Below are 25,796 nucleotides of genomic sequence, written 5' to 3' on the forward strand. Positions count from 1 at the left end.
ACAGTGCAGCGCCGCATCGTGGCGTCTGACTACGATGGGCATCCCGAGGTGTGCCGGGACACGACGGGGACCTGCAAGTTGAGCCGACCGGGACTGTGACGAGCACGGTGTCCGGCGGGGGAGATTTCATAAGAGGTTAGCGCCTCATGCGAAGAGTAGGGACATTGTGACCAGCGAGCAGTGGGGTCGGGTCGAGGAAGACGGAACGGTCTATGTGAAGACCGTTGAGGGTGAACGTTCCGTGGGGCAATACCCGGAAGGCACGCCGGAGGAGGCGCTTGCCTTCTTCACCAACCGGTTCGACCAGCTCGCCTTCGAGGTCGAGCAGCTCGAGCGGCGGGTGCATGGGGGAAAGACGTCGCCCGACGAGGCGACCGCGGCGGTCAAGACCGTCGTGGAGAAGGTGACCGACGCCAACGCGGTCGGTGATCTGGCCTCGCTGGTGGCGCGACTGGACGCCCTGGCGCCGGTCATCGCCACCCAGCGCGAGGCCCGCAAGGCCGAGCGGGCCGCCAAGGCGGCCGAGGCGAAGGTCGCCAAGGAGGCTCTCGTCGACGAGGCCGAGAAGCTGGCCCAGAGCAACGACTGGCGCAACGGTGCCAACCGGCTGCGTGAGCTGCTCGACCAGTGGAAGGCGCTCCCCCGCATCGACCGCGGGTCCGACGACGCGCTGTGGCGACGCTTCTCGACGGCGCGCACCGCCTACACGCGTCGCCGCAAGGCGCACTTCGCCGAGCTCAACGCCCGGCGCGAGGACGCCAAGGTGATCAAGGAGCGGATCATCGTCGAGGCCGAGCAGCTCTCCACCTCCACCGACTGGGGCCCCACCGCCGGGCGCTACCGCGACCTGATGCGCGACTGGAAGGCCGCCGGGCCGGCCCCCAAGGACGTCGACGACAAGCTCTGGAAGCAGTTCCGGGCCGCCCAGGACGTCTTCTTCGGTGCTCGTGACTCGGCCAACGCGGCGCTCGACGCCGAGTTCGCGCAGAACGCCGTGGTCAAGGAAGGTCTGCTCGCCGAGGCGCAGGAGCTTCTCCCGCTGCTGGAGAAGGGCGATGACCTCGACGCGGTCAAGCGGTCCTTCCGCGACATCGCCGAGCGCTGGGACGAGGCCGGCAAGGTCCCGCGCGACCGCATCAAGGAGCTAGAGGGCGCGATGCGTAAGGTCGAGCAGGCCATCAAGTCCGCCGAGGACGACCAGTGGCGCAAGTCCGACCCGGAGAAGTCCGCTCGAGCCGACGACATGATCGCCAAGCTCGAGGAGGCCATCGCCCAGGTCGAGAGCGACCTCGCCAAGGCTCAGGCCTCGGGTGACGCCCGCAAGATCAAGAGCCTCGAGGAGAACCTCGAGTCGCGTCGTCAGTTCCTGGAGATGGCCAAGCGCGCCAGCGCCGACTTCAGCTGACCCAACTCCGACTCGGCGCGTCTGTCCCACTCAGGCGCGCCGAGTCGGCGCGTTCCGACGCAGAATCCGGTCGAGTCGGCTCGTCATGACGAGCCGACTCGGCGTGGGGTTACAGGCCGGCGCCGCCGTAGTAGTCGCCCTTCGCGGAGTTGCGGATCTTCGCCTGGCGCACGTCGTTGTGGTCGACGGGCTTGCCTCCCTTGCCCAGGGCGGTCCAGACGATGCCTGCGAGGAGAAGTACGCCGCCGATGATGAGGATCCAGGTGAACATGCTGTGCTCCTGTCTCAAGCGCCCGAGTCGGCGCAGCTGTTTCACTGATGACGACCGAGTCGGGCCTGATGTCCCGTGATGGCGACATCAGGCGGTTGAGGGCTCAGAAGCCGAGGCCGCCAGAGCCGCCGTCGGAGCTGCCATGGTGCTTTGTTCCGTAGTACTCGGCCTTGCCCAGGGCCTGACCCCTGTTCCGGTTCGCCGCAGCCTCATCGACGCCTCCCGACGACTTTCTCACCGCCAGCCACACGACGGCGCCGACGATCACGACGCCTGCAGCAATCAGAAACCATGTGAACGGGTCCACGAGATGCTCACTTTCTCATTGGGTGACGCGGTAGGCGTCGAAGACGCCGGGAACGGTGCGTACCTGCTTCAAGACGGTGTCCAGGTGCTTGGAGTCGGCCATCTCGAAGGAGAAGCGGGACTTCGCGACGCGGTCGCGAGTGGTGGTCAGCTGGGCCGAGAGGATGTTCACGTGGGCGTCGGAGAGTGCCATCGTGATGTCGGACAGGAGTCGTGCCCGGTCGAGCGCCTCGACCTGGATGTTGACCAGGAAGACCGAGTTGGACGTGGAGCCCCACTCGACCTCGAGCAGGCGTTCGGGGTGGGAGCGGAGCTCGGCGGCGTTGGTGCAGTCGGTGCGGTGGACCGAGACTCCCCCACCCTTGGTGACGAAGCCGAGGATGTCGTCGCCGGGCACCGGTGTGCAGCACTTGGCGAGCTTGACCCAGACGTCCGGGGAGCCCTTGACGATCACGCCGGCATCGGAGTTGGAGGTGGAGACCTTGCCGTGGCGCCTGCGGCCGACGTTGATGGCCTCGGCGAGGTCCTCGGCGGCGCCCTCGTCGCCGCCGCGGTCCTCGATGACGCGGCGTACGACTGCCTGGGCAGAGAGGTGGCCCTCGCCGACCGCGGCGTAGAGCGCCTCCACGTCGGTCAGGTCGAAGTGGTCGGCGACCTGCATCAGCGACTCGCGCGACATCAACCGCTTGAGGGGCAGGCCCTCCTTGCGCATCAGCCGGCCGATCCCGTCCTGGCCCTTCTCGATGGCCTCGTCCCGGCGCTCACGGGTGTGCCACTGCCGGATCTTCGCCTTGGCCCGGTTGGACTTGACGAAGGAGGCCCAGTCCCGCGACGGACCGGCGTTGGGCGACTTGGAGGTGAAGACCTCGACGACGTCGCCGCTCTCCAGGGTCGACTCCAACGGCACCAGACGGCCGTTGACCCGGGCACCGATGGTCTTGTTGCCGACCTCGGTGTGGACGGCGTAGGCGAAGTCGACCGGGGTCGCGTCGGCGGGCAGGGCGATCACGTCGCCCTTGGGCGTGAAGACGTAGACCTCGGTGCGCTTCATCTCGAAGCGCAGCGACTCCAGGAACTCGCCGGGGTCGTTGACCTCCGACTGCCAGTCCATGAGCTGTTTGACCCAGCTCATGTCGTTGTCCATCGGCCGGTCGGTGTCGACACCGGCGCGGCCGTCCTCCTTGTACTTCCAGTGCGCGGCGACGCCGAACTCGGCGCGGCGGTGCATCGCGAAGGTGCGGATCTGCAGCTCGACCGGCTTGCCCTGCGGGCCGATCACGGTGGTGTGCAGCGACTGGTACATGTTGAACTTCGGCATCGCGATGTAGTCCTTGAAGCGCCCCAGGACGGGGTTCCACCGCGAGTGCAGGATGCCGAGGACGGAGTAGCAGTCGCGCTCGTCCTCGACCAGGATCCGGATGCCGACCAGGTCGTTGATGTCGGAGAAGTCCTTACCGCCGACGATCATCTTCTGGTAGATCGAGTAGTAGTGCTTCGGTCGGCCGGTGACGGTCGCCTTGATCCGGGCCTCGTGCAGGTCGCGCTCGACCTGGTCGATGACCTGGGCCAGGAACTTCTCCCGCGACGGGTTGCGGTCGGCGACGAGGCGCACGAGCTCGTCATACATCTTCGGGTAGAGGGTCGCGAAGGCGAGGTCCTCCAGCTCGAACTTGATGGTGTTCATGCCGAGCCGGTGGGCCAGCGGCGCGTAGATGTCGAGGGTCTCGCGAGCGCTGCGCTCCTGGCTCTTCTGCGGGACGTAGCGGAGCGTACGCATGTTGTGCAGGCGGTCGGCCAGCTTGATCACCAGCACCCGGATGTCGCGGGACATCGCCACGACCATCTTGCGGATCGTCTCGGCCTGCGCGGAGTCGCCGTAGGTGACCTTGTCGAGCTTGGTGACGCCGTCGACGAGGTGGGCGACCTCCTCACCGAAGTCCCGGGTGAGCTCCTTGAGCGTGTAGGGCGTGTCCTCGACGGTGTCGTGCAGCAGCGCCGCCACCAGGGTCGGCTCGGTCATACCGAGCTCGGCGAGGATCGTGGTCACCGCGAGCGGGTGGGTGATGTAGGGATCGCCGCTCTTGCGCATCTGCGTGCCGTGGAGGCGCTCGGCGGTGACGTACGCCCGCTCCAGCAGGGCCAGGTCGGCCTTCGGGTGGTTGGACCTCACCGCCCGGAACAGCGGCTCCAGCACAGGATTTCCCGGCGTGCCACGTCCGCCGATCCGGGCCAGGCGCGCACGGACGCTGCGGCCCGACGGGGCCGGGCCACTGCTCTCCCGCGCCTCGATGTTGTGCGCACGAGGCTGCGCGACGATGCGATCCTCTGCCATGTACCGAGTCTACCGGCCGCACCCGGAGCATTGGCTAGGACGGCACCTGCATGATGGACCTGTCAACTGACCAACAGCGAGTGCACCGGAGTGTCCGGCAGCTTGCTGCGCGGGTCGAGGAAGCCGAGCTCGAGCAGAACCGAGACGCCCGCGACGACACCGCCACAGCGCTCGACGAGCTCGATCGTGGCCGCCGCGGTGCCACCGGTCGCGAGGACGTCGTCGATGACCAGCACCCGCTCCCCCGGCGCGACCGCGTCGGTGTGGAGCTCCAGGGTGGCCTCGCCGTACTCCAGGGAGTAGGAGACCGCGTGGGTCTCGCGGGGCAGCTTGCCGGCCTTGCGGACGGGCACGAAGCCGACACCGAGGTGCAGGGCCGCGGGGGCGCCGAGGATGAAGCCTCGCGACTCCATGCCGAGCACCTTGGTCACGGTCGGGTTGCCGTCGGCGTCACGGGCCGGAGCGGCGAGCGCCTCGACCACCTGGGTGAAGCCCGCGTGATCGGCCAGCAGCGGGGTGATGTCCTTGAACCCGACACCCGGCTCGGGGAAGTCGGGCACGTCGGCGACCAGCCGCTCGAGGGTCTCCTCGAGCGACCGGCCGCCTGCGGCTGTCCGGGAGACAGTCACTTGCGCTTCGACCTCGACTCGCGCTTCGGCTGCGGACGCCCGGCGGCACCGCTGTCGGAGACCTCACGGTGCTGGTCGGGTACGTTCCGGCCCCGGCCGGTCGCGGAGCGGTTGGGGCTGGTGCCCCGGCTCACGCCGGCCTCATGAAGGTCCTCGGAGGGGGCGTCGCTGAGCTCGTCCGGCTCGTCGCCCTCCGCGACCGGCATGCCCTCGTTGAAGACCGGCACCGCGGCGTACTTGTCGGCTTCCTTCATCCGCGCGGCGGCACGCTTCTCGGCGTCGACGACGTCCTTCTCCTTCGACTTCAGGTGCACCAGCAGCGGGGTGGCGATGAAGATCGAGGAGTAGGTGCCGACGGCCATACCGATGAAGAGCACCAGCGAGATGTCCTTCAGCGAGGAGGTGCCGAGCTGGACGGCGCTGACGTAGAGGATCGCGACGACCGGCAGCAGACCGATGATCGAGGTGTTGACCGAACGGACCAGGGTCTGGTTGATCGCCAGGTTGGCCGCGTAGGCGTAGGTCTGCTTCTTCTGCGACAGGTTGCGGGTGTTCTCCTTGACCTTGTCGAAGACCACCACCGTGTCGTAGAGCGAGTAGCCGAGGATCGTCAGGAAGCCGGTGACCGTTGCCGGAGTCACCTCGAACCCGACGATGGCATAGACGCCGACCGTGATCACCACATCGTGGAGCAGCGCGACGACGGCCGCGACCGACATCTTCCACTCCCGGAAGTAGATCCAGATGAACAGGACCACGCCGACGAGGAAGATGCCCAGCGCGAGGGCCGCCTTCGAGGCGACCCGCTGGCCCCAGCTGGGGCCGATGCCGGTGCGGCTGACGTCGTCCTCGGCCACGTCGGCGGTCTTGGTGATCGCCTCCATGAGCGAGTTGTCGGCCTCGGAGTTGTCGGGGATCGCCTTGGTCTCGATGACGATCGACTTGGGACCGGCCGTACGCACCGTGGCGCCATCGGCGGCCTCGACCGCCGTGTCACCGACCGCGGTACGCAGGTCGTCGGCGAGCTCCTGGTCGGCCTGCGCGACGGTCACGGTGTAGCGCGTGCCGCCGGTGAAGTCGATGCCGAGGTTGATGCCCTGGAGCGAGACGCCGAGGACGACGGCGACGAGCACGACCGCGGAGACGGCGTACCAGAGCATCCGGCGACCGACGAAGTCGAAGGACTTCTCGCCGGTGTAGAGCTCCTTGCCGAGCCGCGAGATGGAGAACTTGCTCATCAGGCCTTGCCTCCGACCAGAGTGGTGCCCTTGGGCGTGGTGCCGGTGGGGGCGTCGACGGTGCCGATGGCTCGCTGGTCCATGCCGGAGAGCACGTGGCCCTTGTTGAAGAAGCCCCAGCCGGCCATCAGCTTGGTCATCGGGTGGGTGAACCAGAAGAACACCAGGACGTCGATGATGGTGGTCAGGCCGAGCATGAAGGCGAAGCCCTTGACCTCGTTGGTCGCGAAGACATAGAGCACGAACGCGGCCAGGAACGAGACACCGTCGGAGGCCAGACACGTGTTCCGGGCGCGCGGCCAGGCCGTGTCGACGGCCACCCGCATCGAGCGGCCCTCACGCATGTCGTCACGCATCCTCTCGTAGAGGATGATGAAGGAGTCCGCGGTGATGCCGATACCGACGATCAGACCGGCCACGCCCGGGAGGTCCAGGGTGACGCCGGCGGTCTCGCTGAGCAGCAGGATCATCCCGTACGTCATCGCACCTGCCACCAGCAGCGAGCCGATCACCACGATGCTCATCGCGCGGTAGTAGAAAATCGAGAAGATCACCACCAAGATCAGGCCGACGAGGCCGGCCCAGAGGCCGGCGGTGAGCTGGTTGCCGGCCAACGTCGGGCCGATGACCCGGGTCTGGATGCCGTCCTCGGGGAAGTCGAGCGGGAGTGAACCGTACTTCAGGTTGTTGGCCAGCGCGGCGGCGGACTCCTGAGTGAAGTCACCACTGATCTGGGCGCCTCCGCTGATCCGCGAGTCGGCCGTCGGGGCCGAGATCACCTTGGCGTCCAGGACGATCGCGAACTGCTCGCCGGTGCCGGCGATGGCGCCGGTGGTGTCGGCGAAGGCCTTGTTGCCCTCGGACTTGAAGTCCAGGGTCACGACGTAGTTGGCCTGCTGCTGCGGAATGCCGTAGGAGGCCTCGCTGATCTCGGTGCCCTCGATGACGGCCGGCGTCAGCAGGTAGGGGACGCCGTCCTCGTCACAGGTCAGCAGCGGCTCACCGGCGACGTCCTCGGCCGGTTCGGCGCCGGGGGCGGGACAGGTGAAGGAGTTGTAGGCGGTCGCCCACTCCTGCGGCACGTTGCGCATGAACTCGACCGCTTCGTCGACCGGGACGACCGAGTTCTTGTTCCGCTGCTCGGGCTCGGCACCCGCCGAGGCCGAGGGGCTGGCGCTCGGGTCGGCGCTCTCGGATGCCTTGTCGGACGCCTTGTCGGACGCGCTGGCGGTCTCGGAGGCGGTGGCGGTCTCGCTACCGAACGCCGCGCGCGGCGAGGTGCCCGGCACGGTGCCGGTCGAGGGGTCCTCGACCATCGAGCCACTCGGGTCCGCGGCGCCACACGTCTTCTGCGGGCTGCAGGCCACCAGTCGGAAGCGGAGCTTCGCGGTCTGGCGGACGCGCTCGGCGGTCTCCTGCTGCACCTTGCCGGTGCCGGGGATGGAGACCTTGATGACGTCGTTGCCCTCGGTGGTCACCCGGCCGCCGGTGATGCCGGAGCCGTTGACGCGCTGGTCGATGATCGACTTGGCCTCGTCGAGGCTCTCCCTCGGGACCGATCCGCCCTCGGAGTTCTCCGCGGTCATCGAGATCTCGGTGCCGCCGCGCAGGTCGAGGCCCAGCTCAGGCTTCCAGGTGCCGGCGAACGCGATGCCGCCGAACATGATCGCAATGGCCAAGAAGAGCAGTGCGAGTGTCCGGCCGGGGCGCGCTGTCTTGCGTGCCATGTGTTGGTCAGTCCTTCTTGTCGAGGTCCACGATGACGTTCTCGGCGCCCTCAGGGGTCTCGTCGGCCTTGACCTCGACCTCGGGCTCCTCGGCGGTGTTCTCCTCGATCTCCTCGGCAGGCGCCTCGGTGACCTTCTGGGCCACGGCCTGGCGCACGACCTGGATGACGACGCCGTCGGCGATCTCGACCTTGATGTTCGTCGTGTTCTCCTCGACCTCGGTCACGGTGCCGAAGAACCCGGCAGTCAGCATCACCCGGTCGCCGGGCTGGAGGTTGAGCTGGAGCTCACGAGCCTGCTTCGCACGCTTCTGCTGCGGCCTGATCAACAGGAAGTAGAACAGGACGATGATGACGATAAAAGGAAGGAATTCCACGGGGGTTCGGCTCCGACAGTCTGAGTGGTCGCCGGCAGGCGCACGGCGACGTGCAAGTCTAACCAGGCACCTGGTTGAGACTGTGAATCAGGCCTCATCCCAGAGCGTTTCCTTGGACCAGGCCGCAGCCTCGGCGTTGGCCGGTACCGGCAGCCCGAGGTGCTCCCATGCAGCCGGGGTCGCGACCCGGCCACGCGGCGTGCGAGCCAGAAAGCCCGAGCGCACCAGGAACGGCTCGGCCACCTCCTCGACCGTCTCGCGCTCCTCCCCCACCGCCACGGCGAGGGTGGAGATGCCGACCGGGCCGCCGCCGAACCTCCGGCACAGGGCGTCGAGCACAGCCAGGTCGAGGCGGTCCAGGCCGAGCGGGTCGACCTCGTAGAGATCGAGCGCCTTCTCGGCGATCTGCTGGGTGACCGTGCCGTCGGCCTTGACCTGGGCATAGTCACGTACGCGGCGCAGCAGCCGGTTGGCGATCCGCGGCGTGCCGCGGGAGCGGCCGGCGATCTCGACGGCGCCGTCGTCCTTGAGGGTGACGTCGAGCAGGCCCGCGGATCGGCGCACGATCAGCTCGAGGTCGGCCGGGTCGTAGAGCTCGAGATGTCCGGTGAACCCGAACCTGTCGCGGAGCGGGCCGGGAAGGAGACCGGCGCGCGTGGTCGCGCCGACCAGCGTGAACGGCGGTAGGTCGATCGGGATCGCGGTCGCGCCCGGGCCCTTGCCGATGATCACGTCGACCCGGAAGTCCTCCATCGCCAGGTAGAGCATCTCCTCGGCGGGGCGGCTCATCCGGTGGATCTCGTCGACGAAGAGAACCTCGCCCTCGTTGAGCCCGCTCAGGATCGCGGCCAGGTCGCCGGCATGGGTGATCGCCGGGCCGCTGGTGATCCGAAGCGGGGCCGACATCTCGGCCGCGATGATCATCGCGAGCGTGGTCTTGCCCAGGCCTGGCGGCCCGGACAGGAGTACGTGGTCGGGGGCCCGCTCACGCTGCCGCGCCGCCTCCAGGACGAGGCCGAGCTGCTCGCGGACGCGTTGCTGGCCGATCAGCTCGTCGAGGGTCTTCGGGCGCAGCGCGGCCTCGACGGCCCGGTCGTCGCCGTCGGCCTCGGCGATGGTGAGCGACGAGAAGTAGTCTTCCTCGGCCCGGTCGAGATCGTCCTCGTGCATGGGTCCTTATGCCTTCGAAAGGGTGCGCAGGGCCGCCCGGAGCAGCAACGAGATGTTGGCCTGGTCGCCGGCCTCGGGCTCGATCGCGGTCACCGCCTTGTCGGCGTCCCGGGCGTTGTAGCCCAGGCCGACGAGGGCCTCGGTGACCTGGTCGCGCCACGGCGCCGCTGCGGTGGCACGCGCCGGGACGGAGGCGGTGCCGGTCGGTGCGCCGATCCGGTCCTTGAGCTCCAGGATTATCCGCTGGGCGCCCTTCTGGCCGATGCCGGGAACCTTGGTGAGGGTCTTGGCGTCCTCGCCCGCGATGGCCAGACGGATGCCATCGGGCGAGAGGACCGCGAGCATGGCCTGGGCGAGCTTCGGGCCGACGCCTGAGGCGGTCTGGAGGAGCTCGAAGAGGGTGCGCTCGTCGGTGTCGGTGAAGCCGAACAGGGTCAGCGAGTCCTCGCGCACGACCAGGCTGGTCGGCAGGTGAGCCTCCTCGCCGGTCCGGAGCGTGGCCAGCGTGTTGGGTGTGCAGAGCAGCTCGATCCCGATCCCACCGACCTCGACGACGGCGGTGGAGAGACTGACGGCGGCGACCTTGCCGCGCACGGACGCGATCATCTGCGTACCTTCCCTGCCGCGGCCACCGCGGCTTCGATGCGGTTCTGGGCGCCTCCGCGCCACTGATGGGTGATGGCCAGCGCGAGCGCGTCGGCAGCATCGGCAGGCTTCGGCGGGGTCGGGAGCCGCAGGATGCGGGTCACCATCGCGGTCACCTGCGCCTTGTCGGCTCGGCCGTTGCCGGAGACGGCGGCCTTGACCTCCGAGGGAGTGTGCAGGGCGACCGGCAGACCGCGCCGGGCGGCGCAGACCATGGCGAGGCCACTTGCCTGGGCCGTACCCATGATCGTGGAGACGTTCGAGCGCGCGAAGATCCGCTCGATCGCGACCGCATCGGGCCGGTGCTCCTCGATCCAGGCGTCGATGCCCTTCTCGATGCTCACCAGCCGCTCCCAGACGGGAAGATCGGAGGACGTACGGATCACTCCGACGTCCACCATCGACAGCGGCCGACCGAGCGACCCGTCGACCACACCCATCCCGCACCGGGTCAGGCCGGGGTCGATCCCAAGCACCCGCATCAGCACCTCCATCGAACGTCTGTTCGTAGCGTACCGGCATCGCTGGTCGAGCCGCCGGAGCCCCTGGGCGGAGGCGTGTCGAGACCAACACGGTCCTCTGTCCGCTCGACAGAACCGTGTTGGTCTCGACATTGATTCGCTCGTTCCTCACGAATCCGGCTCGACCAGCGAGCCGCTCAGGCGTCGACGGTCTCCATGACCTCGTCGGGGATGTCGGCGTTGGAGAAGACGTTCTGTACGTCGTCGAGGTCGTCGACGGCGTCGATGAGCTTGAAGACCTTCTCGGCCGACGGCGCGTCGGCGACCGGGATGTCCATGCTCGCGACGAACTGGACCTCGGCGGAGTCGTAGTCGATGCCGGCATCCTGCAGCGCGGTGCGGACCGCGACGACGTCGGAGGGGTCTGAGACGATCTCGAAGGACTCACCGAGGTCGTTGACGTCCTCGGCGCCCGCGTCGAGGGTGGCCTCGAGGAGATCGTCCTCGGAGATCTCCTTGCCCTCCTGCGCCTTGGCCACCACGACGACGCCCTTGCGGTCGAAGAGCCGCGAGACCGAGCCCGGGTCGGCCATGGTGCCGCCGTTGCGGGTGACCGCGGTGCGGACCTCCATCGCCGCGCGGTTCTTGTTGTCGGTCAGACACTCGACCAGGAGGGCGACGCCCTGCGGGCCATAGACCTCGTACATGATCGTGGTGTAGTCGACGCCGCCGCCGTCGAGACCGCCGCCACGCTTGCGGGCACGCTCGATGTTGTCGTTGGGGACGGACTGCTTCTTCGCCTTGTAGATCGCGTCGAAGAGGGTCGGGTTGCCGGACGGGTCAGGACCACCCATCTTGGCTGCGATCTCGATGTTCTTGATCAGCTTCGCCCACAGCTTGCTGCGCTTGGCGTCGATCGCAGCTTTCTTGTGCTTGGTCGTTGCCCACTTTGAGTGGCCGCTCATCGTTGAACCGTCCTTTGCCCCACGTCGTCTGTGCTTTTCGAGCCTGGTCGAGCCGCCTCCGGAGTCGTCACAGGGCAGCAGAGTGCCCATTCTAACTACGTCCGGTAGGCCACCGTCAGCAGCAGGTGTCCAGGAACAGCCGGTGCAGCCTGTCGTCGGCGTTGACCTCGGGGTGGAAGCTCGTCGCCATGATCTGGTCCTGCCGTACGGCGACGGGGTGCTCGCCCGCGCTCGCCAGGACCTCGACACCGTCGCCGATCTCCTCGACCCACGGTGCCCGGATGAAGACTCCGTGGACCGATCCGTCCAGCCCGGTGACCTCCAGGTCGGTCTCGAACGACTCGGTCTGACGCCCGAAGGCGTTGCGCCGGACCGTGATGTCGAGCCCGCCGATGGTCTCCTGGCCTTCCGCCCCGTCGAGCAGCCGGTCGGCCAGGAGCACCATGCCGGCGCAGGTGCCGAGGGCCGGCATCCCGCCCCGGACCCGCTCCCGGAGCGGGTCGAGCAGCTCGAACGTACGAGCCAGGCGCCACATCGTCGTCGACTCACCGCCGGGGATGATGAGCGCGTCGCACGCGTCGAGCTCCTCCCTTCGCCGCACGGAGGTGCTCTTCACCCCCAGGCGGTCGAGGGCGGCGAGGTGCTCGCGGACGTCGCCCTGGAGAGCGAGTACGCCGATTGTCGTCACCAGCCGCGCTCCGCGAACTGGATCGACCTGGCCGGCTCGTCGACGTTGATGCCGACCATCGCCTCGCCGAGGCCGCGGGAGACCTTGGCGACGACGTCGGGGTCGTCGTGGAAGGTGGTCGCCTTGACGATCGCCTCGGCGCGCTGGGCCGGGTTGCCGGACTTGAAGATGCCGGAGCCAACGAAGACGCCCTCGGCGCCCAGCTGCATCATCATCGCGGCGTCGGCCGGGGTCGCGATGCCGCCGGCGGTGAACAGGACGACCGGGAGCTTGCCGTTCTCCGCGACCTCCTTGACCAGCTCGTAGGGAGCCTGGAGCTCCTTGGCGGCCACGTAGAGCTCATCCTCGGCGAGGGCGCCGAGACGGCGGATCTCGCGGCGGATCGTACGCATGTGGGTGACCGCGTTGGATACGTCGCCGGTGCCGGCCTCGCCCTTGGAGCGGATCATCGCCGCGCCCTCGGTGATGCGGCGCAGGGCCTCGCCGAGGTTGGTCGCGCCGCACACGAACGGCACGGTGAAGGCCCACTTGTCGATGTGGTTCTCGTAGTCGGCCGGGGTCAGCACCTCGGACTCGTCGATGTAGTCCACCCCGAGGCTCTGCAGCACCTGGGCCTCGGCGAAGTGGCCGATCCGGGCCTTGGCCATGACCGGGATCGAGACGGCCTCGATGATGCCGTCGATCATGTCGGGGTCGGACATGCGGCTCACGCCGCCCTGGGCGCGGATGTCGGCGGGCACGCGCTCGAGCGCCATCACCGCCACCGCCCCGGCGTCCTCGGCGATCTTCGCCTGCTCGGCGGTGACCACGTCCATGATCACGCCACCCTTGAGCATCTCCGCCATCCCGCGCTTGACCCGCGAGGTTCCCGTCTCATTCATGCTTGTAGCCATGGGGCGATCGTAGGTCGGGAGAAGGCGTACGCCACCCTCGGAAAGCCCGGTCAAGCCACTGTTCCCAAAGTGGACTGCTCCAAGTGGACTGCTACCGGGTCAAGGCCTCGGCGGCCTCTGCCACCGCCGTGGGGGCGCCGGCAAGCGACCAGGTGACGCCGCCGGCTTCCACCTGGGTCGTGGCTCCGCCGGCGCCCAGGACGAGGGCGGCGCCGGGGAGCCGGTCCCAGTCGGGGACGGAGTGCTGGCAGAAGAGGTGGAGCTTCCCCTGGGCGATGGCGGTGAGGTCCATCGAGCCGGAGCCGAGGATCCGGATCGAGGCGGCGCCGCTGGCGACGCGGACGTACGCCTCGCCGACCGGCTGCTTCAGCTTCGAGGGGTGGAGGTAGGTGGTGAGGCAGGCGAGGGCGAGCGGCGTGTCGGGCATCGCGTCGAGCCGGGCGCCGTTGCGGGTCGTGGGCAGCTCGGGGCCGCCGACGTAGACCGCGTCCTCCGCGGGTGAGTAGATCGCGCCCAGGACGATGCCGTCGCCGTCGGTCAGCGCCAGTGCCGAGCACCACCACTCGAGGCCGCGTACGAAGTTGTAGGTGCCGTCGACCGGGTCGATGGTCCACACCCGGCCGGTGGTCGACTCGCGGGCCGACCCCTCCTCGCCGAGGATGCCGTCACCCGGGTGCTCGGCCGTCAGGCGTTCGACGATCGCCTTCTCGGCGGCCTTGTCGGCGGCGGTGACCAGGTCGGAGACCGAGGTCTTCGTCTCGATCGAGTCGCCGATGCCCTCAGCGCGCATCTTCGCGGCGAGCGAGCCGGCGCCGCGGACGAGCTCCGCGGCCAGGCGTACGTCTGCCTCGGTCGGCGCGGTCACGAGGCCGCTTCCTCGGCGAGGGCCTGCTTGCGGACGGTCCACACGCGCTGGCCGACCGTGATGGTCGAGGCAACGGCGAGGATCCACAGCGCGATGTAGATGAGCAGGTCGAGGGAGAAGATGCCGGCGAAGCCGGTCATCACCAGGACCAGGACCAGACGGTCGGCGCGCTCGGCGATGCCGACGTTGGCGGTGAAGCCCAGCGACTCGGCGCGGGCACGGGCGTAGGAGGTGACCGCACCTATGACGAGGCACCACAGGGACAGTGCGAGATAGAGGTCGGAGTCACCCGGGCCGGCGAAGTAGAGCGCCAGACCACCGAAGACCGCGCCGTCGCCGAACCGGTCGAGGGTGGAGTCCCAGAAGGCGCCGAACTTCGACGTACGTCCGACGGCACGCGCCATCGCCCCGTCGATCAGGTCGCTGAAGACGAAGCAGGTGATGAAGATCGTGCCGGCCAGCAGCTCGCCGCGCGGGTAGAACGCCAGCGCTCCGACCACTACTCCGATGGTGCCGACGAGCGTCACGACATCGGGGCTGATCTTCAGCGCCACGAACAGCCGGACGATGGGCGCGAGGACGACTCCCTGAACGAAGCCTTTGATGTGATCCAACATGGCGCGGCCACGCTATCGGATCCCACCGAGGCGTCACTCCCGCGCGCCGAAACGTCACTCATATTCTGCCGAGGCGTCACTCCCGTCGGGCGAGGCGTCACTCCCGTCGGGCGAGGCGTCACTCCCGTCGGGCGAGAAGTCACTCCCGTCGGCCGAGAAGTCACTCCCGTCGGCCGAGAGGTCACTCCCGTCGGGCGAGAAGGCAGCGGGCGACGTCTCGCACGACCTAAGTGACGTCTCGCACGACCTAAGTGACGTCTCGCACGACCTAAGTGACGTCTCGGCCGACCGGGGTGACGTCTCGGCCGACCGGGGTGACGCCTCGGCCGACCGGGGTGACGCCTCGGCCGACCGGGGTGACGCCTCGGCTATACGCCTTCTGTCAGATCGCGGACCTCGGCGTAGCGGGAGCGGACGGCGGGGTCGGGGACGGCCTCGTACGTCTCGGTGCCGGCGAGCTCCCAGGTCGGGGGCTCCGCGCCACCGGTGAGGAGCCAGGCGGCCTGGCGGGCGGCGCCGTCGGCGACATACTCCCCCGGCTCGGGGACGAGTACGGGGTGGCCGAGGACGACGGGTGCGAGACGGCGTACGGCCTCGGAGCGGGCGCCGCCGCCGACGAGGAGGACGCGGTTGACCGCGACGCCCTGAGCCTTCAGGGCGTCGATGCCGTCGGCGAGGCCGCAGAGCAGTCCCTCGACGGCCGCGCGGGCCAGGTAGGCAGGTTCGGCCGTGGCGAGGGTCAGACCGTGGATCACGCCACGAGCCGACGGGCGGTCGGGGGTGCGCTCACCCTCGAGGTAGGGGACGAGGACCAGGCCGCCGGAGCCCGAGGGCGCCTCGAGCGCCAGCCGGGAGAGCTCCTCGTGGCTCACCCCGAGCAGCCGGGTGGTGGCGTCGAGGACACGCGCGGCGTTGAGGGTGGCGACCAGCGGCAGGTAGCGGCCGGTGGCGTCGGCGAAGCCCGCTACCGTGCCCGACGCGTCCGAGGTGGGTGTCTCCGAGACCGCGCAGGCGACGCCGGAGGTGCCGATGGAGACGACGACGTCGCCGGGCCGGGCGCCCACGCCCAGGGCCGCCCCGGCGTTGTCGCCGCAGCCGGGGCCGAGCAGCGCCCCGGCGGGCGTACGTCCCGCCGAGGCCGAGGGCGCGAGCACCTCCGGCAGCACGACGTCGTCGCGTCCGAGCGCGCGTTTGAGCAGGTCACGACGGTATTCGCCGGTCACGGCCGAGTAGTAGCCGGTGCCGCTGGCGTCGCTCCGGTCGGTACGCAGCGCCTCGAGCCCCGGGGCGCCGGCGAGCTTCCAGGTCAGCCAGTCGTGGGGCAGGCACACCGCCGCGACCCGAGCCGCCGAGTCCGGCTCGTGCTCGGCGAGCCAGCGCAGCTTGGTGGCCGTGAAGCTGGCCACCTGCACCGACCCGACGGCCTCGGCCCAGGCCGCGGCGCCCAGCTCGGTGTTGAGCGCGGCGGCCGCACCGGCCGAGCGGGTGTCGTTCCACAGCAGGGCCGGGCGTACGACCTCTCCGGCCTCGTCCAGGCAGACCATCCCGTGCTGCTGTCCACCGACGGAGACGGCGGCGACGTCATCGAGCCCGCCGGCCGCCTCGGCGGCCGACTCGAGCGCGGTCCACCACGCCGCCGGGTCCACCTCGGTCCCTTCGGGGTGGGGCGCGGAGCCGGAGCGCACCAGCGTCCCGGTCTCCGCGTCACGGACGACGACCTTGCAGGACTGGGTCGAGGAGTCGACCCCGGCGACGAGCGGCATGCCCTGCAACCTAACGAAGCCCGAGGAGGTGGTCCATGGCCAGCTGGTCGAGGTGCTCGAACGCGTAGCCGTGGTCCAGCTTCTCGATGTCGTAGGTCGCCTTGCGGATGTCCTCGAGCGTCTCGCCCTCGGCCAGGGTCGGCACGGAGAGCTCCTCGACCTGCGAGGCCTCGAGCGCGGCCTTGACCTCCGGGTCGGCCCGGAAGGCCTTGGCCCGCTCACGCAGCACGAGGTAGTTGCGCATGCAGCCCGCGGCGGATGCCCACACGCCGTCCTCGTCCTCGGTGCGCGGCGGCTTGAAGTCGAAGTGACGCGGGCCGTCGTAGCCCTTGGTCTCCAGCAGGTCGACCAGGTTGAACGCGCCCCGCAGGTTGCCTGCGCCGAAGCGGAGGTCCTGGTCGAAGCGCGGGCCGTGCTGGCCGTTGAGGTCGATGTGGAAGAGCTTGCCGTGCCACAGCGCCTGGGCGACCCCGGAGGCGAAGTTGAGCCCGGCCATCTCCTCGTGACCGACCTCCGGGTTGAGGCCGACCATCTCCGGGCGGTCGAGGGAGTTGATGAAGGCGAGCGCGTGGCCGATGGTCGGCAGCAGGATGTCGCCGCGGGGCTCGTTGGGCTTCGGCTCGATGGCGAAGCGGATGTCGTAACCCTGCTCGGTCACGTAGTCGCCGAGCAGGTTGACCGCCTCACGGTAGCGGTCCAGCGCCGCCGCGATGTCCTTGGAGGCGTGGGACTCGGAGCCCTCACGGCCACCCCACATGACGTACGTCGTGGCGCCGAGCTCGGCGGCGAGGTCGATGTTGCGCGCGACCTTGGCGATCGAGTAGCGGCGCACCTCGCGGTCGTTCGAGGTGAAGCCACCGTCACGGAAGACCGGGTGACCGAAGAGGTTGGTGGTGGCCATCGGCACCTTGAGGCCGGTCTCGTCCAGCGCGGCCTTGAGCTTGTCGATCTCCGCCTGGCGCTCGGCGTCGCTCGCGTCGATCGCGAAGACGTCGTTGTCGTGGAAGGTGATGCCGTAGGCGCCGAGCTCGGCCAGCTTGTGCACCGAGTGGGCGACGTCGAGGTGAGGCCGGCTCGCCGAGCCGAACACGTCTTGCCCGTTCCAGCCCACGGTCCACAGTCCGAAGGTGAACTTGTCCTCGGAGGTGGGGGTGTAATCCGTCATAGCCTTGCTTCCTCACATTAGTTCATAACTCGGACTATATGATCATCATGAAACGCGACGGCCGTCACATTGTCAACCCTCTGCACACTTGGATGCGGGTCGCTTGACCTAAAGTTCAGAACTTGGTCTAATCCCGTGCATGACCGTCAGAACCGAGCCTGCCCAGCATGCCGGGATGCGGGCGAGCAACCTCGCGCTCGTGCTCGGCGAGGTCGCCCGCACCAGCCCGGTCTCCCGGGCGCAGGTCGCTGCGCGCACCGGCCTGACGAAGTCGTCGGTATCCGGGCTGGTGTCCGATCTGATCTCCGCGGGCCTGATCCAGGAGAGCGCCCCGGCCGCGACCGAGCGCGGCCGGCCCGCCACGGCGCTCGACCTCGCTCCAGGAGGCGTCGCCGGTCTCGGCCTGGAGGTCAACGTCGACTACCTGGCCGCCGTGGTGACCGACCTGACCGGCGTGCCGCGCTACCACCATGTCGTACGCCGCGACAACCGCGGCCGCGAGGTCGACGACGTGGTCGCCGACCTCATCGATCTGGCCCGCACCGCCGCCCGCAGCGCCACCTCCCAGGGTCTGCCGCTGTCGGGTGCCTGCGTGGCGGTGCCCGGCCTGACCGTCGAGGGTGCCGTCGTACGCACCCCCAACCTGGGCTGGGACCGCGTCGACCTCGCCGGCGCCGTCGGCGAGGGCACCGGGCTCGAGGTCGACGTGGAGAACGAGGCCAATCTGGCGGCTCTCGGCGAGATGTGGTTCGGCGGTCATGAGCTCGACGGCGCTCCCCTGCGCGACTTCGTGCATGTCTCCGGCGAGATCGGCATCGGTGGCGGCATCGTGATCGGCGGCGAGGTCTTCCGCGGCGCGCACGCGGGCGCCGGCGAGCTCGGCCATGTCGTGGTGGCTCCCGACGGCCCGCGGTGCGGCTGCGGCGGCCACGGCTGCCTGGAGCGGATGGCCGGGCAGCAGGAGATCCTCGCCCGCGCGCAGGTGGCGACGATGGCCGACCTCACCCGGGCCTGCGAGGCGGGCGATCAGGCGGCGCTCGACGCGGTCGCCGGCGCCGGCCGACACCTCGGCGTCGCGCTCGCCTCGGTCATCACCCTCCTCGACCCCACCGCGATCGTGCTCGGTGGCGCGTTCGCAACGCTCGCACCCTGGCTGACCAAGGCGACCGCGGCCTCGGTCAGCCACCACAGTGGTGCCGTCGAACCGCCCCGGTTGCTGGTCTCCGGGCTCGGCAGCGACGCCGCCGTGCGCGGAGCGGCCGGGACCGTCGTACGCCGCATCATCGCCGATCCCGCCGCCCATCTCGCCCGCCAGGCGGCCCGCGCCACCGGCTAGACGCGCGAGACCGCCGCCGTCGTCATCCGCTGGTCGGAGGGGCCGACCCGGTGCACGTCACCGGTGATCGTGACCAGAGCCTTGTCGGTGCCCGACTCGCCGGCGGCCGAAGCGGCCTCGACGTCGGAGAGCTCGGCGATGCCCTCGGCCACGGCGGTGGCGACCTTCTCCCCTGCCGAGGCGGCGACCCAGACCTCGACCTCACCGGGCTCCACGACGCGGTTGTAGCTGCGGTCGGCGAAGGCCAACCGGGTCGTCGGCACGTCGAAGCGTACGGTCGCCGACTCGCCCGGCTGCAGCGCCACCCTCTGGTAGCCGAGCAGCTGCGTGACCGGACGGACCACCGAAGCGAGCAGATCGCGTCCGTAGAGCTGGACCACGTCCACCCCGGCGACGTCACCGACGTTGGTGACGGTCGCCTCGACACCGAAGTTGCCACCCGCCTCGACCGAGCGGTCGGCCGAGAGCCCGCTGTAGCCGAAGGTGGTATAGGAGAGCCCGAAGCCGAACGGGCGGGCCGGCGTCGGGTCGGTGCTGGTGACCTCGGACGGACCGCCCAGCAGCGGCTGGAGGTAGCTGTAGGGCTGAGTCCCGGAGACCCGCGGCAGCGAGACCGGGAGTCGGCCCGACGGGTTGACCGCGCCGGAGATGACGCGCGCCAGTGCGGCACCGCCCTCCTCGCCGGGGAAGAACGCCTGCAGCACCGCGGCGGGGCGGGTCTCGTCGTCGAGCGCCCACCCGATGGCGTACGGGCGGCCGGAGACGACCACGAGCACGACGGGCGTGCCGGTCGCGACGACCGCGGACACCAGCTCGCGCTGGACGCCGGGGAGCTCGAGCGACTCGGAGTCGTTGCCCTCCCCCACCGTGCCGCGACCGAAGAGGCCGGCCTGGTCGCCGACGACGACCACGGCCACGTCGGCGTCCTCGGCGGCGGAGACCGCCGCGGGGAAGCCGGAGCGGTCCGTGCCCTCGACGTCACATCCGGCGACGACCTCGCAGGAGGTGGCGCCGAGCTCGGCCCGGACCGCCTCGGCGATCGTCGGCAGCTCGATGCCCAGAGGCTTCTCGGGGTAGCTCACCATCACGTGGTTGACGAAGGAGTAGCAACCCATCAGCGCCTCGGAGCGGTCGGCGTTCGGGCCGATGATCGCCACCTTGCCGAGCTCGCCCCTGAGCGGAAGGACGCCGTCGTTGCTGAGCAGCACGATCGACTCCTCGGCGAGCCGACGGGCCAGCGAGCGGTGGGCCGGGGAGTCCAGGTCGATCGACTCCGGAGCCCCCTCCTCCAGACCGGCCGCGAAGGACTCGTCGAGAAGACCGAGCTCCTCCTTCTGCTTCAGCGCGCGCAGCACGGCCCGGTCGACGATCGCCTCGGAGACCTCGCCGGAACGGATCAGCGCCGCGAGCGGCTCGAGATAGGCATCCCCGCTCGGCAGCTCGATGTCGACACCTGCCTCGAGGGCGTACGCAGCTGCCCTCCCGCGATCGGCAGCGATCGCATGCATCACCGCCAGGAACGCGACACCGAAGTAGTCGGCGACCACGACCCCGTCGAAGCCCCAGGTCTCGCGCAGCAGCGTGGTGAGGTGCTCGACCGAGGCATGCTGCGGCACACCGTCGATGTCGTTGTAGGACGCCATCACCGACCGCACGCCACCGTCGAGGACTGCCATCTCGAACGGCGGCAGGAAGATGTCGGCGATCTCGCGCGGACCCGCCGAGAGCGGCGCGTGGTTGCGCCCGGCCCGCGAGCCCGAGTAGCCCACGAAGTGCTTCAACGTGGCATGCACACCGGCCGACTGCAGCCCGCGGACGTACGCAGTGCCGACCGTCCCGACGAGGTAGGGGTCCTCGCCGATGGCCTCCTCGCACCGGCCCCAGCGCGCGTCCCGGATCACGTCCAGCACGGGCGCCAGGCCCTGGTGGATGCCGAGGTCGCGCATGTCGGACCCGATCATCGCCGCCATCTCCTCGACCGCCTCGGGGTCGAAGGTGGCTCCCCAGGCCAGCGGGGTGGGAAACGTCGCCGCCTCCCAGGTCGCGAGTCCGGTCAGGCACTCCTCGTGAACCAGCGCGGGAATCCCCAGTCGGGTCTCGTCGACCAGGCGCTTCTGCTCGGCCCACAGCCAGGCGGCCCGCTCGGCGGGCTCGACCGGCCGGGTGCCGTAGACCCGGGTGTAGTGGCCCAGGCCGTGGGCGGTGATCTCCGAGAGTCGCCGGTCACCTCCCGAGATGTTGCTGCTCATCTCGTTGGCCATCGGCGCGACGACGTCGCCGCCGCGATCGAGCCAGTAGCCCACGATCTGGGCGAGCTTCTCCTCCAAGGTCATCTGGGCATGCAGGTCACGCACGCGGTCGGAGACGTCCGGCCAGGCGGGAAGGGGGGCGTTTTCAGTCACAGTTGTCCCTACTAGCCCTTCACCGCGCCCTGCAGGCCGCTGACGAGCCGGCGCTGGAAGGCGAGGAAGAGCACGAGAGCCGGGATCATCGCGAGCGTGGTGAACGCGAGGACACCGGCGGTGTCGGCGGAGTGTTCGGTGGAGAAGTCGGCGACGCCGAGCGGAAGCGTGCGCATCTTGTCCTGCAGCAGCAGGAGCGGCAGCAGGTAGGCGTTCCAGGAGGTCACGAAGGCCAGCACCCCGACGGTGATCATCCCGGGTGCGGACAGCGGCATCAGGACCCGCCAGAAGATGCCGATCCGGCTGGCGCCGTCGATCAGGGCGGCCTCCTCCAGCTCCTTGGGCAGCGCCATCAGGAACGGCCGGAGGATGACCACCGTCATTGGCAGCGCGAACGCCGCCTGTGGCAGGGCCACGCCCCACCACGTGTTCGCCATCTGCAGGTTGCGGGTGATGATGATGAACAGCGGGATGATCGCCACCGCGGCCGGGAAGAGCAGGCCGAGCACGAAGACCATGAACAGGGCCTCGCGCCCGCGGAACTGGTAGCGGGCCAGCGGGTACGCCGCCATCAGCCCGAAGACGACGGTCACCACCGTGGTGATGATCGCGATCATCGTCGAGTTGAGTGCGTACTGCCAGAACGAGGGGTTGTTCAGCACGCCCGCGTAGTTCGTCCAGACCCAGGGGTCGGGCAGCCCGGCCGGCTTGTCGGCTAGCTGGGCGTTGCTGCGGAAGCCGCCCAGCGCGCCGTAGAGGACGGGCCCGAGCGTGATCGCGACCACGACGAGCGCGATCAGGTAGACCCACAGGTTGCCGCCGTCGAAGCTGCGGCGACGCCGCTTGCGGGGTGATCGGCCCGAGCCGTTTCCGGTCTCGGCGAGAGGTTCGAGGGTCACGCTGGCCATCACGCCGCCTTTCGCTTGCGGAAGAGAGCACCGACCAGAGCGCGCTCCGCCCGGGTGTATCGCTGGGTGTCGTCCTGGGTGTCACGACGCAGGATGAGGACCTGGTAGGCCAGCGCCATCGCGAAGGCGATGACGAACAAGATCACCGAGGCAGCGCCCGCGATGCCGTAGTTGTGGCGCTTGGTGCCCTCGTCGATCAGGTACGTCGCCATGGTGTTCGTCGCATTCGCGGGACCGCCCTGGGTGAGCACCCAGATCATGTCGAAGCACTGGATCGACCCGATCATCGACAAGAAGGCCCAGGTGCGCATGGTCGGACCCAGCAGCGGGATGGTGATCTGCCGCTGCGTCTGCCACCAGGAGGCGCCGTCGAGCTGGGCGGCCTCGTAGAGCTCCTCGGAGATACCCTGCATGGCCGCCAGGAAAAGCAGCACGGCCAGGCCGAGATACTTCCAGGTGAGCACCAGGAGCACGACCCACAGGGCGTACTCCGGAGTGCCCAGCCAGCCCTGATCGGGCGGGGTCAGCCCGACCTTCGCGGTCATCGCGTCGAAGAAGCCGTACTGCGGCTGCAGCAGCTGCAGCCAGACCACCGCGGCGATGACCTCGGCGAGGACGTACGGCACGAAGATGATGGTCCGGAGCAGGCCCTGGCCCCTCATCCTCCGATTGAGCAGCAGCGCGATCGCCACTCCGAGCGGCAGCTGGAGCAGGATCGAGCCCACCACGATCACCGCGTTGTGGGCGACCGCACTTCGGAAGACCTCGTCGCCGAGGACCTCGGCGTAGTTCTCCAGGCCGACGAAGTCGGTCAGGTCGCCGAAGCCCTTCCAGTCATAGACCGAGAAGCGCACCGCGGTGATGATCGGCCAGGCGACGAAGAGCGCGATGAGCACCAGTGCGGGAGTGACGAAGACAAGGATCTCGAATCGCTTGCGCCAGGTGTCACCACTGAGTCCGGCACCCCTCGTACCGCCGGGGGCCCGGCGTACAGGAGCTGTACGCCGGGCGCCCGATGTGGCGTGTCCTGGCACCGCCCGAGCGGGGTCGGTCACGTCGTGTGTCACAGGTTCGACTCACTTTTCCTTGTCCGCGGCGGCCTGGGTGGCCTCGACGATGTCGGCTGCCGAGCCCTTCCCTGCGAAGACGTTGATGATGGCGTCGTTCATCGCGCCGCCGACGGACTGGCCGAAAGCGGTGTCGAAGTAGAGCTGGACGTACGGAGCGCTGTCACGAACCTTGATCAGGTCGGCCAGAGCGGGGTCCGTCAGCGAGCCGACCGCGTCGGGGTTGGTCGGCAGGCCCATCCCGTTCTCGGCGAACCCCTTCTGCACATCGGTGGAGAGCAGGTACTTGGCGAAGTCGACCGATGCGTCGGGAGCGCCCTCGGAGACAGCCCAGGCGTCACCGCCGCCCATCTGCGCGGCCGGGTCGCCCTGGCCACCGTCGATGGTCGGGAAGGAGAACCAGCCGGTCTTCTCGCCCAGGCCCTTCTTGTCCTCGGTGATGCCCTGCATCACGCCGGGCTCCCAGTGGCCCGCGAGCTCCATGGCGACCTTCTCGGTCGCGAGGAGACCGGAGGCCGAGGTCGGGCCCTCCTGGGCGCCGGTGGAGAGGAAGCCCTTGTTGAACGGCTCCTTCGCGACGATGTCGACGACGTCCTCACCGGCCTTCTCGAAGCAGGGGTCGGAGAAGTCGAGACTCTTGACCGCCGAGGTCAGCACGTCCTGCGAGCACTCCCGGACCGCGGTCCAGTAGTAGTAGTGCGCGGCCGGCCAGGCGTCCTTGCCACCGACCGAGACCGGCGCGATGTTCGCGGCCTTGAGCTTGTCGACGGCGGCGTAGAACTCATCCATCGTCGTCGGCGCGGCGGTGATTCCGGCCTTGGCGAAGAGGTCCTTGTTGTACCAGAAACCGACGACTCCGATGGAGAACGGCAGGGCGTACGTCTTGTCCTCGACCTGCCAGCCGGCGACCGAGCCGCCGATCATCTCGATCTCGTCGGCCGCGTCCTCGGACAGGTCCTTGGTCAGGCCCGCCTCGACGTGGTCGGCGAGCTCGCCGCCGCCACGCTCCATGTAGACGTCGGGGACCTGCTCGGGGTCACCGCTCTGGAACGCGGCGTCCAGCTTGGTGAGCATGTCCTCGTGGGCGAAGGCCTGCACCTTGACGTCGACGCCGGGGTTCTCCTCCTCGAAGTCCTTGGCGACCTGCTCGTAGTAGCCCTTCCCGGGATCGTTGTTGGAGTTGTGCCACCAGATGATGGTGTTGTCGTCGCCGCCACCGGAGTCGCCCGAGCCACCACAACCGGTGGCGGCAATCATCAATCCGGCGCACAGCGCGGCGAGCGCTTGTGTCTTCCTCGACATCTTGGGACCTCTTCGTCACAGCTATGGATGTATGGGTATGTGACTGCCGCCACATCGTCGGGGTCGAGCATGGCGCGTCCGGGTGCCCATGTCAATCGTTGTCGATAACGTTTTCGTAGATGGTTATCGATCTTGGCACGAGTGGGCTACTGTCAGGCCATGAGCACGCTCGATCAGCCACGCCCCCGCCGGGTGACCATCACCGACGTGGCCCGCGAGGCCGGCGTCTCCGTGGCCACCGTCTCCAAGGTGATCAACGAGCGCTACGGCGTCAGCGAGGCGACGGCCGAGAAGGTGCTCGCGGTCATCGACGAGCTCGGCTACCAGTCCTCACTGATCGCCTCGAGCCTGCGCCGCAAGTCCACCGGCGTGATCGGCGTGCTCGTGGCCGAGTTCGAGCCCTACTCCGCCGAGCTCCTCAAGGGCATCTCGGCGGCGCTGGACGGCACCGGCTATGAGCTGCTGGCCCACGCCGGACGCACCGGCGCCCACAACCACACCGGCTGGGAGCGCCGCTCGCTCTCCCGCCTCGGTCACACCCTGATCGACGGCGCGATCGTGGTCACGCCGTCGATGATCATCACCGACGAGACCACCATCCCGGTCGTCGCGATCGACCCCCACACCGGGCCGGACGGCCCGATGACCGTCGACGCCGACAACATCACCGGCGCCCGGCTCGCCGTCGACCACCTGGTCGGGCTCGGCCACCGGCGCATCGGCTTCCTCGGCGGGCGCCCCGACCTCCGCTCCGCCGGCCTGCGCGAGCAGGGCTACCGCGAGGCCCTCTACGACGCCGGCCTCAGCGTCTCCCCCGACCTGATCCGGGTGGGCGGCTACCACCCCGAGCTCGCCGAGGCACCGGCCCGCGAGCTGCTCTCGCTCCCCGCCGGCGAGCGTCCGACCGCCATCTTCGCCGCCAATGACATCTCCGCGATCAAGGTCATCGAGGTCGCCGGCTCGCTCGGCCTGCGCGTACCCGAGGACCTCTCGGTGATCGGCTTCGACAACGTACCCGAGGCCCGCGACGCCACTCCCCCGCTCACCACCGTCGCCCAGCCGCTCCACGAGATGGGCCGGGCCGCTCTCGAGCTTCTGCTCGAGCTGCTCGAGGGCAAGCAGACCGAGCGCCATCTGCGGCTGCCCGCCGAGCTGGTCGTGCGGAGCAGCACGGCGGCACCGCCGAAACCGTAGTTCTGGTTCGCCGAGATGGCAGAAGTGGGGGGGGGGGGGGTGGGGTGTTTGTGGGGGGGAGGGGGAATTTT

The 25,796-nt window shown here is 69.3% G+C and carries 24 protein-coding genes; 3 read left to right on the top strand and 21 right to left on the bottom strand.

Features of this window, described 5'->3' with window-relative positions:
- Positions 1-166: 166 nt before the first annotated feature.
- Positions 167-1,405 carry a DUF349 domain-containing protein gene (locus tag ACFWQC_RS17525; protein WP_378680439.1) on the top strand — a complete coding sequence of 413 codons (1,239 nt, stop codon included), beginning with the start codon at positions 167-169 and terminating at the stop codon, positions 1,403-1,405.
- Positions 1,406-1,514: 109 nt separating this feature from the next.
- On the opposite strand, the gene ACFWQC_RS17530 is transcribed toward ACFWQC_RS17525, so the two are convergent.
- The 17 genes from ACFWQC_RS17530 to xylA all read right to left on the bottom strand — a co-directional run bounded on the left by ACFWQC_RS17530 (position 1,515) and on the right by xylA (position 17,516).
- The gene (locus tag ACFWQC_RS17530) at positions 1,515-1,676 is read right to left on the bottom strand and encodes a hypothetical protein (protein ID WP_378680442.1); all 162 of its coding nucleotides are present in this window, start codon (positions 1,674-1,676) and stop codon (positions 1,515-1,517) included.
- Positions 1,677-1,779: 103 nt separating this feature from the next.
- On the bottom strand, positions 1,780-1,983 hold the full coding sequence (locus ACFWQC_RS17535) for a hypothetical protein (RefSeq protein ID WP_355232611.1): 204 nt from the start codon (positions 1,981-1,983) through the stop codon (positions 1,780-1,782).
- 15 nt (positions 1,984-1,998) lie between these two features.
- Positions 1,999-4,314, bottom strand: coding sequence for a RelA/SpoT family protein (locus ACFWQC_RS17540; protein WP_378680445.1), 2,316 nt, complete (start codon positions 4,312-4,314; stop codon positions 1,999-2,001).
- Between the two features lie 62 nt (positions 4,315-4,376).
- A complete protein-coding gene (locus tag ACFWQC_RS17545) occupies positions 4,377-4,943 on the bottom strand; it encodes an adenine phosphoribosyltransferase (protein WP_378680448.1) in 567 nt (188 codons plus the stop codon).
- Positions 4,940-6,181, bottom strand: a complete 1,242-nt coding sequence (gene secF, locus ACFWQC_RS17550; RefSeq protein WP_378680451.1) for a protein translocase subunit SecF — start codon at positions 6,179-6,181, stop codon at positions 4,940-4,942. The genes ACFWQC_RS17545 and secF overlap by 4 nt, the downstream gene beginning before the upstream one ends.
- Positions 6,181-7,908 carry a protein translocase subunit SecD gene (secD, locus tag ACFWQC_RS17555; protein WP_378680454.1) on the bottom strand — a complete coding sequence of 576 codons (1,728 nt, stop codon included), beginning with the start codon at positions 7,906-7,908 and terminating at the stop codon, positions 6,181-6,183. Before secD ends, secF begins: the two co-directional genes overlap by 1 nt.
- Positions 7,909-7,915: 7 nt before the next feature.
- Positions 7,916-8,284 (bottom strand): preprotein translocase subunit YajC, encoded by a 369-nt coding sequence (gene yajC, locus ACFWQC_RS17560; RefSeq protein ID WP_378680457.1) that lies wholly within the window; start codon positions 8,282-8,284, stop codon positions 7,916-7,918.
- Between the two features lie 87 nt (positions 8,285-8,371).
- Positions 8,372-9,454, bottom strand: a complete 1,083-nt coding sequence (gene ruvB, locus ACFWQC_RS17565; RefSeq protein ID WP_378680460.1) for a Holliday junction branch migration DNA helicase RuvB — start codon at positions 9,452-9,454, stop codon at positions 8,372-8,374.
- Between the two features lie 6 nt (positions 9,455-9,460).
- Entirely contained in the window at positions 9,461-10,060 is a 600-nt protein-coding gene (gene ruvA / locus ACFWQC_RS17570; RefSeq protein WP_355020156.1) for a Holliday junction branch migration protein RuvA, read from the bottom strand.
- A complete protein-coding gene (ruvC, locus tag ACFWQC_RS17575) occupies positions 10,057-10,581 on the bottom strand; it encodes a crossover junction endodeoxyribonuclease RuvC (protein ID WP_378680464.1) in 525 nt (174 codons plus the stop codon). Before ruvC ends, ruvA begins: the two co-directional genes overlap by 4 nt.
- A 176-nt stretch (positions 10,582-10,757) precedes the next feature.
- Positions 10,758-11,525 (bottom strand): YebC/PmpR family DNA-binding transcriptional regulator, encoded by a 768-nt coding sequence (locus ACFWQC_RS17580; RefSeq protein WP_378680467.1) that lies wholly within the window; start codon positions 11,523-11,525, stop codon positions 10,758-10,760.
- Between the two features lie 115 nt (positions 11,526-11,640).
- Positions 11,641-12,213: a pyridoxal 5'-phosphate synthase glutaminase subunit PdxT gene (gene pdxT, locus ACFWQC_RS17585; protein ID WP_378680470.1), complete on the bottom strand. Its 573-nt coding sequence runs from the start codon at positions 12,211-12,213 to the stop codon at positions 11,641-11,643.
- Complete coding sequence (gene pdxS, locus ACFWQC_RS17590; RefSeq protein ID WP_355020160.1) at positions 12,210-13,106, bottom strand: pyridoxal 5'-phosphate synthase lyase subunit PdxS; 897 nt, start codon at positions 13,104-13,106, stop codon at positions 12,210-12,212. The genes pdxT and pdxS overlap by 4 nt, the downstream gene beginning before the upstream one ends.
- A gap of 91 nt (positions 13,107-13,197) precedes the next feature.
- Positions 13,198-13,971 (bottom strand): inositol monophosphatase family protein, encoded by a 774-nt coding sequence (locus ACFWQC_RS17595; RefSeq protein ID WP_378680473.1) that lies wholly within the window; start codon positions 13,969-13,971, stop codon positions 13,198-13,200.
- On the bottom strand, positions 13,968-14,588 hold the full coding sequence (gene pgsA / locus ACFWQC_RS17600) for a phosphatidylinositol phosphate synthase (protein WP_378680476.1): 621 nt from the start codon (positions 14,586-14,588) through the stop codon (positions 13,968-13,970). Before pgsA ends, ACFWQC_RS17595 begins: the two co-directional genes overlap by 4 nt.
- 368 nt (positions 14,589-14,956) lie before the next feature.
- Positions 14,957-16,351 carry a xylulokinase gene (gene xylB / locus ACFWQC_RS17605; protein WP_378680479.1) on the bottom strand — a complete coding sequence of 465 codons (1,395 nt, stop codon included), beginning with the start codon at positions 16,349-16,351 and terminating at the stop codon, positions 14,957-14,959.
- A gap of 10 nt (positions 16,352-16,361) precedes the next feature.
- Complete coding sequence (xylA, locus tag ACFWQC_RS17610) at positions 16,362-17,516, bottom strand: xylose isomerase (protein ID WP_378680481.1); 1,155 nt, start codon at positions 17,514-17,516, stop codon at positions 16,362-16,364.
- Between the two features lie 139 nt (positions 17,517-17,655).
- Between xylA and ACFWQC_RS17615 the strand changes: the two genes are divergently transcribed.
- Positions 17,656-18,852, top strand: coding sequence for an ROK family protein (locus ACFWQC_RS17615; RefSeq protein WP_378680484.1), 1,197 nt, complete (start codon positions 17,656-17,658; stop codon positions 18,850-18,852).
- On the opposite strand, the gene ACFWQC_RS17620 is transcribed toward ACFWQC_RS17615, so the two are convergent.
- The 4 genes from ACFWQC_RS17620 to ACFWQC_RS17635 are packed head-to-tail and all read right to left on the bottom strand — an operon-like array spanning position 18,849 to position 24,531.
- On the bottom strand, positions 18,849-21,254 hold the full coding sequence (locus ACFWQC_RS17620; RefSeq protein ID WP_378680487.1) for a beta-glucosidase: 2,406 nt from the start codon (positions 21,252-21,254) through the stop codon (positions 18,849-18,851). The genes ACFWQC_RS17615 and ACFWQC_RS17620 overlap by 4 nt on opposite strands.
- An 11-nt stretch (positions 21,255-21,265) precedes the next feature.
- Complete coding sequence (locus tag ACFWQC_RS17625) at positions 21,266-22,162, bottom strand: carbohydrate ABC transporter permease (protein WP_378680490.1); 897 nt, start codon at positions 22,160-22,162, stop codon at positions 21,266-21,268.
- Positions 22,162-23,229 (bottom strand): carbohydrate ABC transporter permease, encoded by a 1,068-nt coding sequence (locus ACFWQC_RS17630; protein ID WP_378680493.1) that lies wholly within the window; start codon positions 23,227-23,229, stop codon positions 22,162-22,164. The genes ACFWQC_RS17625 and ACFWQC_RS17630 overlap by 1 nt, the downstream gene beginning before the upstream one ends.
- A gap of 9 nt (positions 23,230-23,238) precedes the next feature.
- Complete coding sequence (locus ACFWQC_RS17635; protein WP_378680496.1) at positions 23,239-24,531, bottom strand: ABC transporter substrate-binding protein; 1,293 nt, start codon at positions 24,529-24,531, stop codon at positions 23,239-23,241.
- A 159-nt stretch (positions 24,532-24,690) separates the two neighbouring features.
- Between ACFWQC_RS17635 and ACFWQC_RS17640 the strand changes: the two genes are divergently transcribed.
- Positions 24,691-25,725, top strand: a complete 1,035-nt coding sequence (locus ACFWQC_RS17640) for a LacI family DNA-binding transcriptional regulator (protein ID WP_378680499.1) — start codon at positions 24,691-24,693, stop codon at positions 25,723-25,725.
- Positions 25,726-25,796: the final 71 nt, after the last annotated feature.

Source organism: Nocardioides sp. NPDC058538, from assembly GCF_042719275.1.
Taxonomy (GTDB): Bacteria; Actinomycetota; Actinomycetes; order Propionibacteriales; family Nocardioidaceae; genus Nocardioides.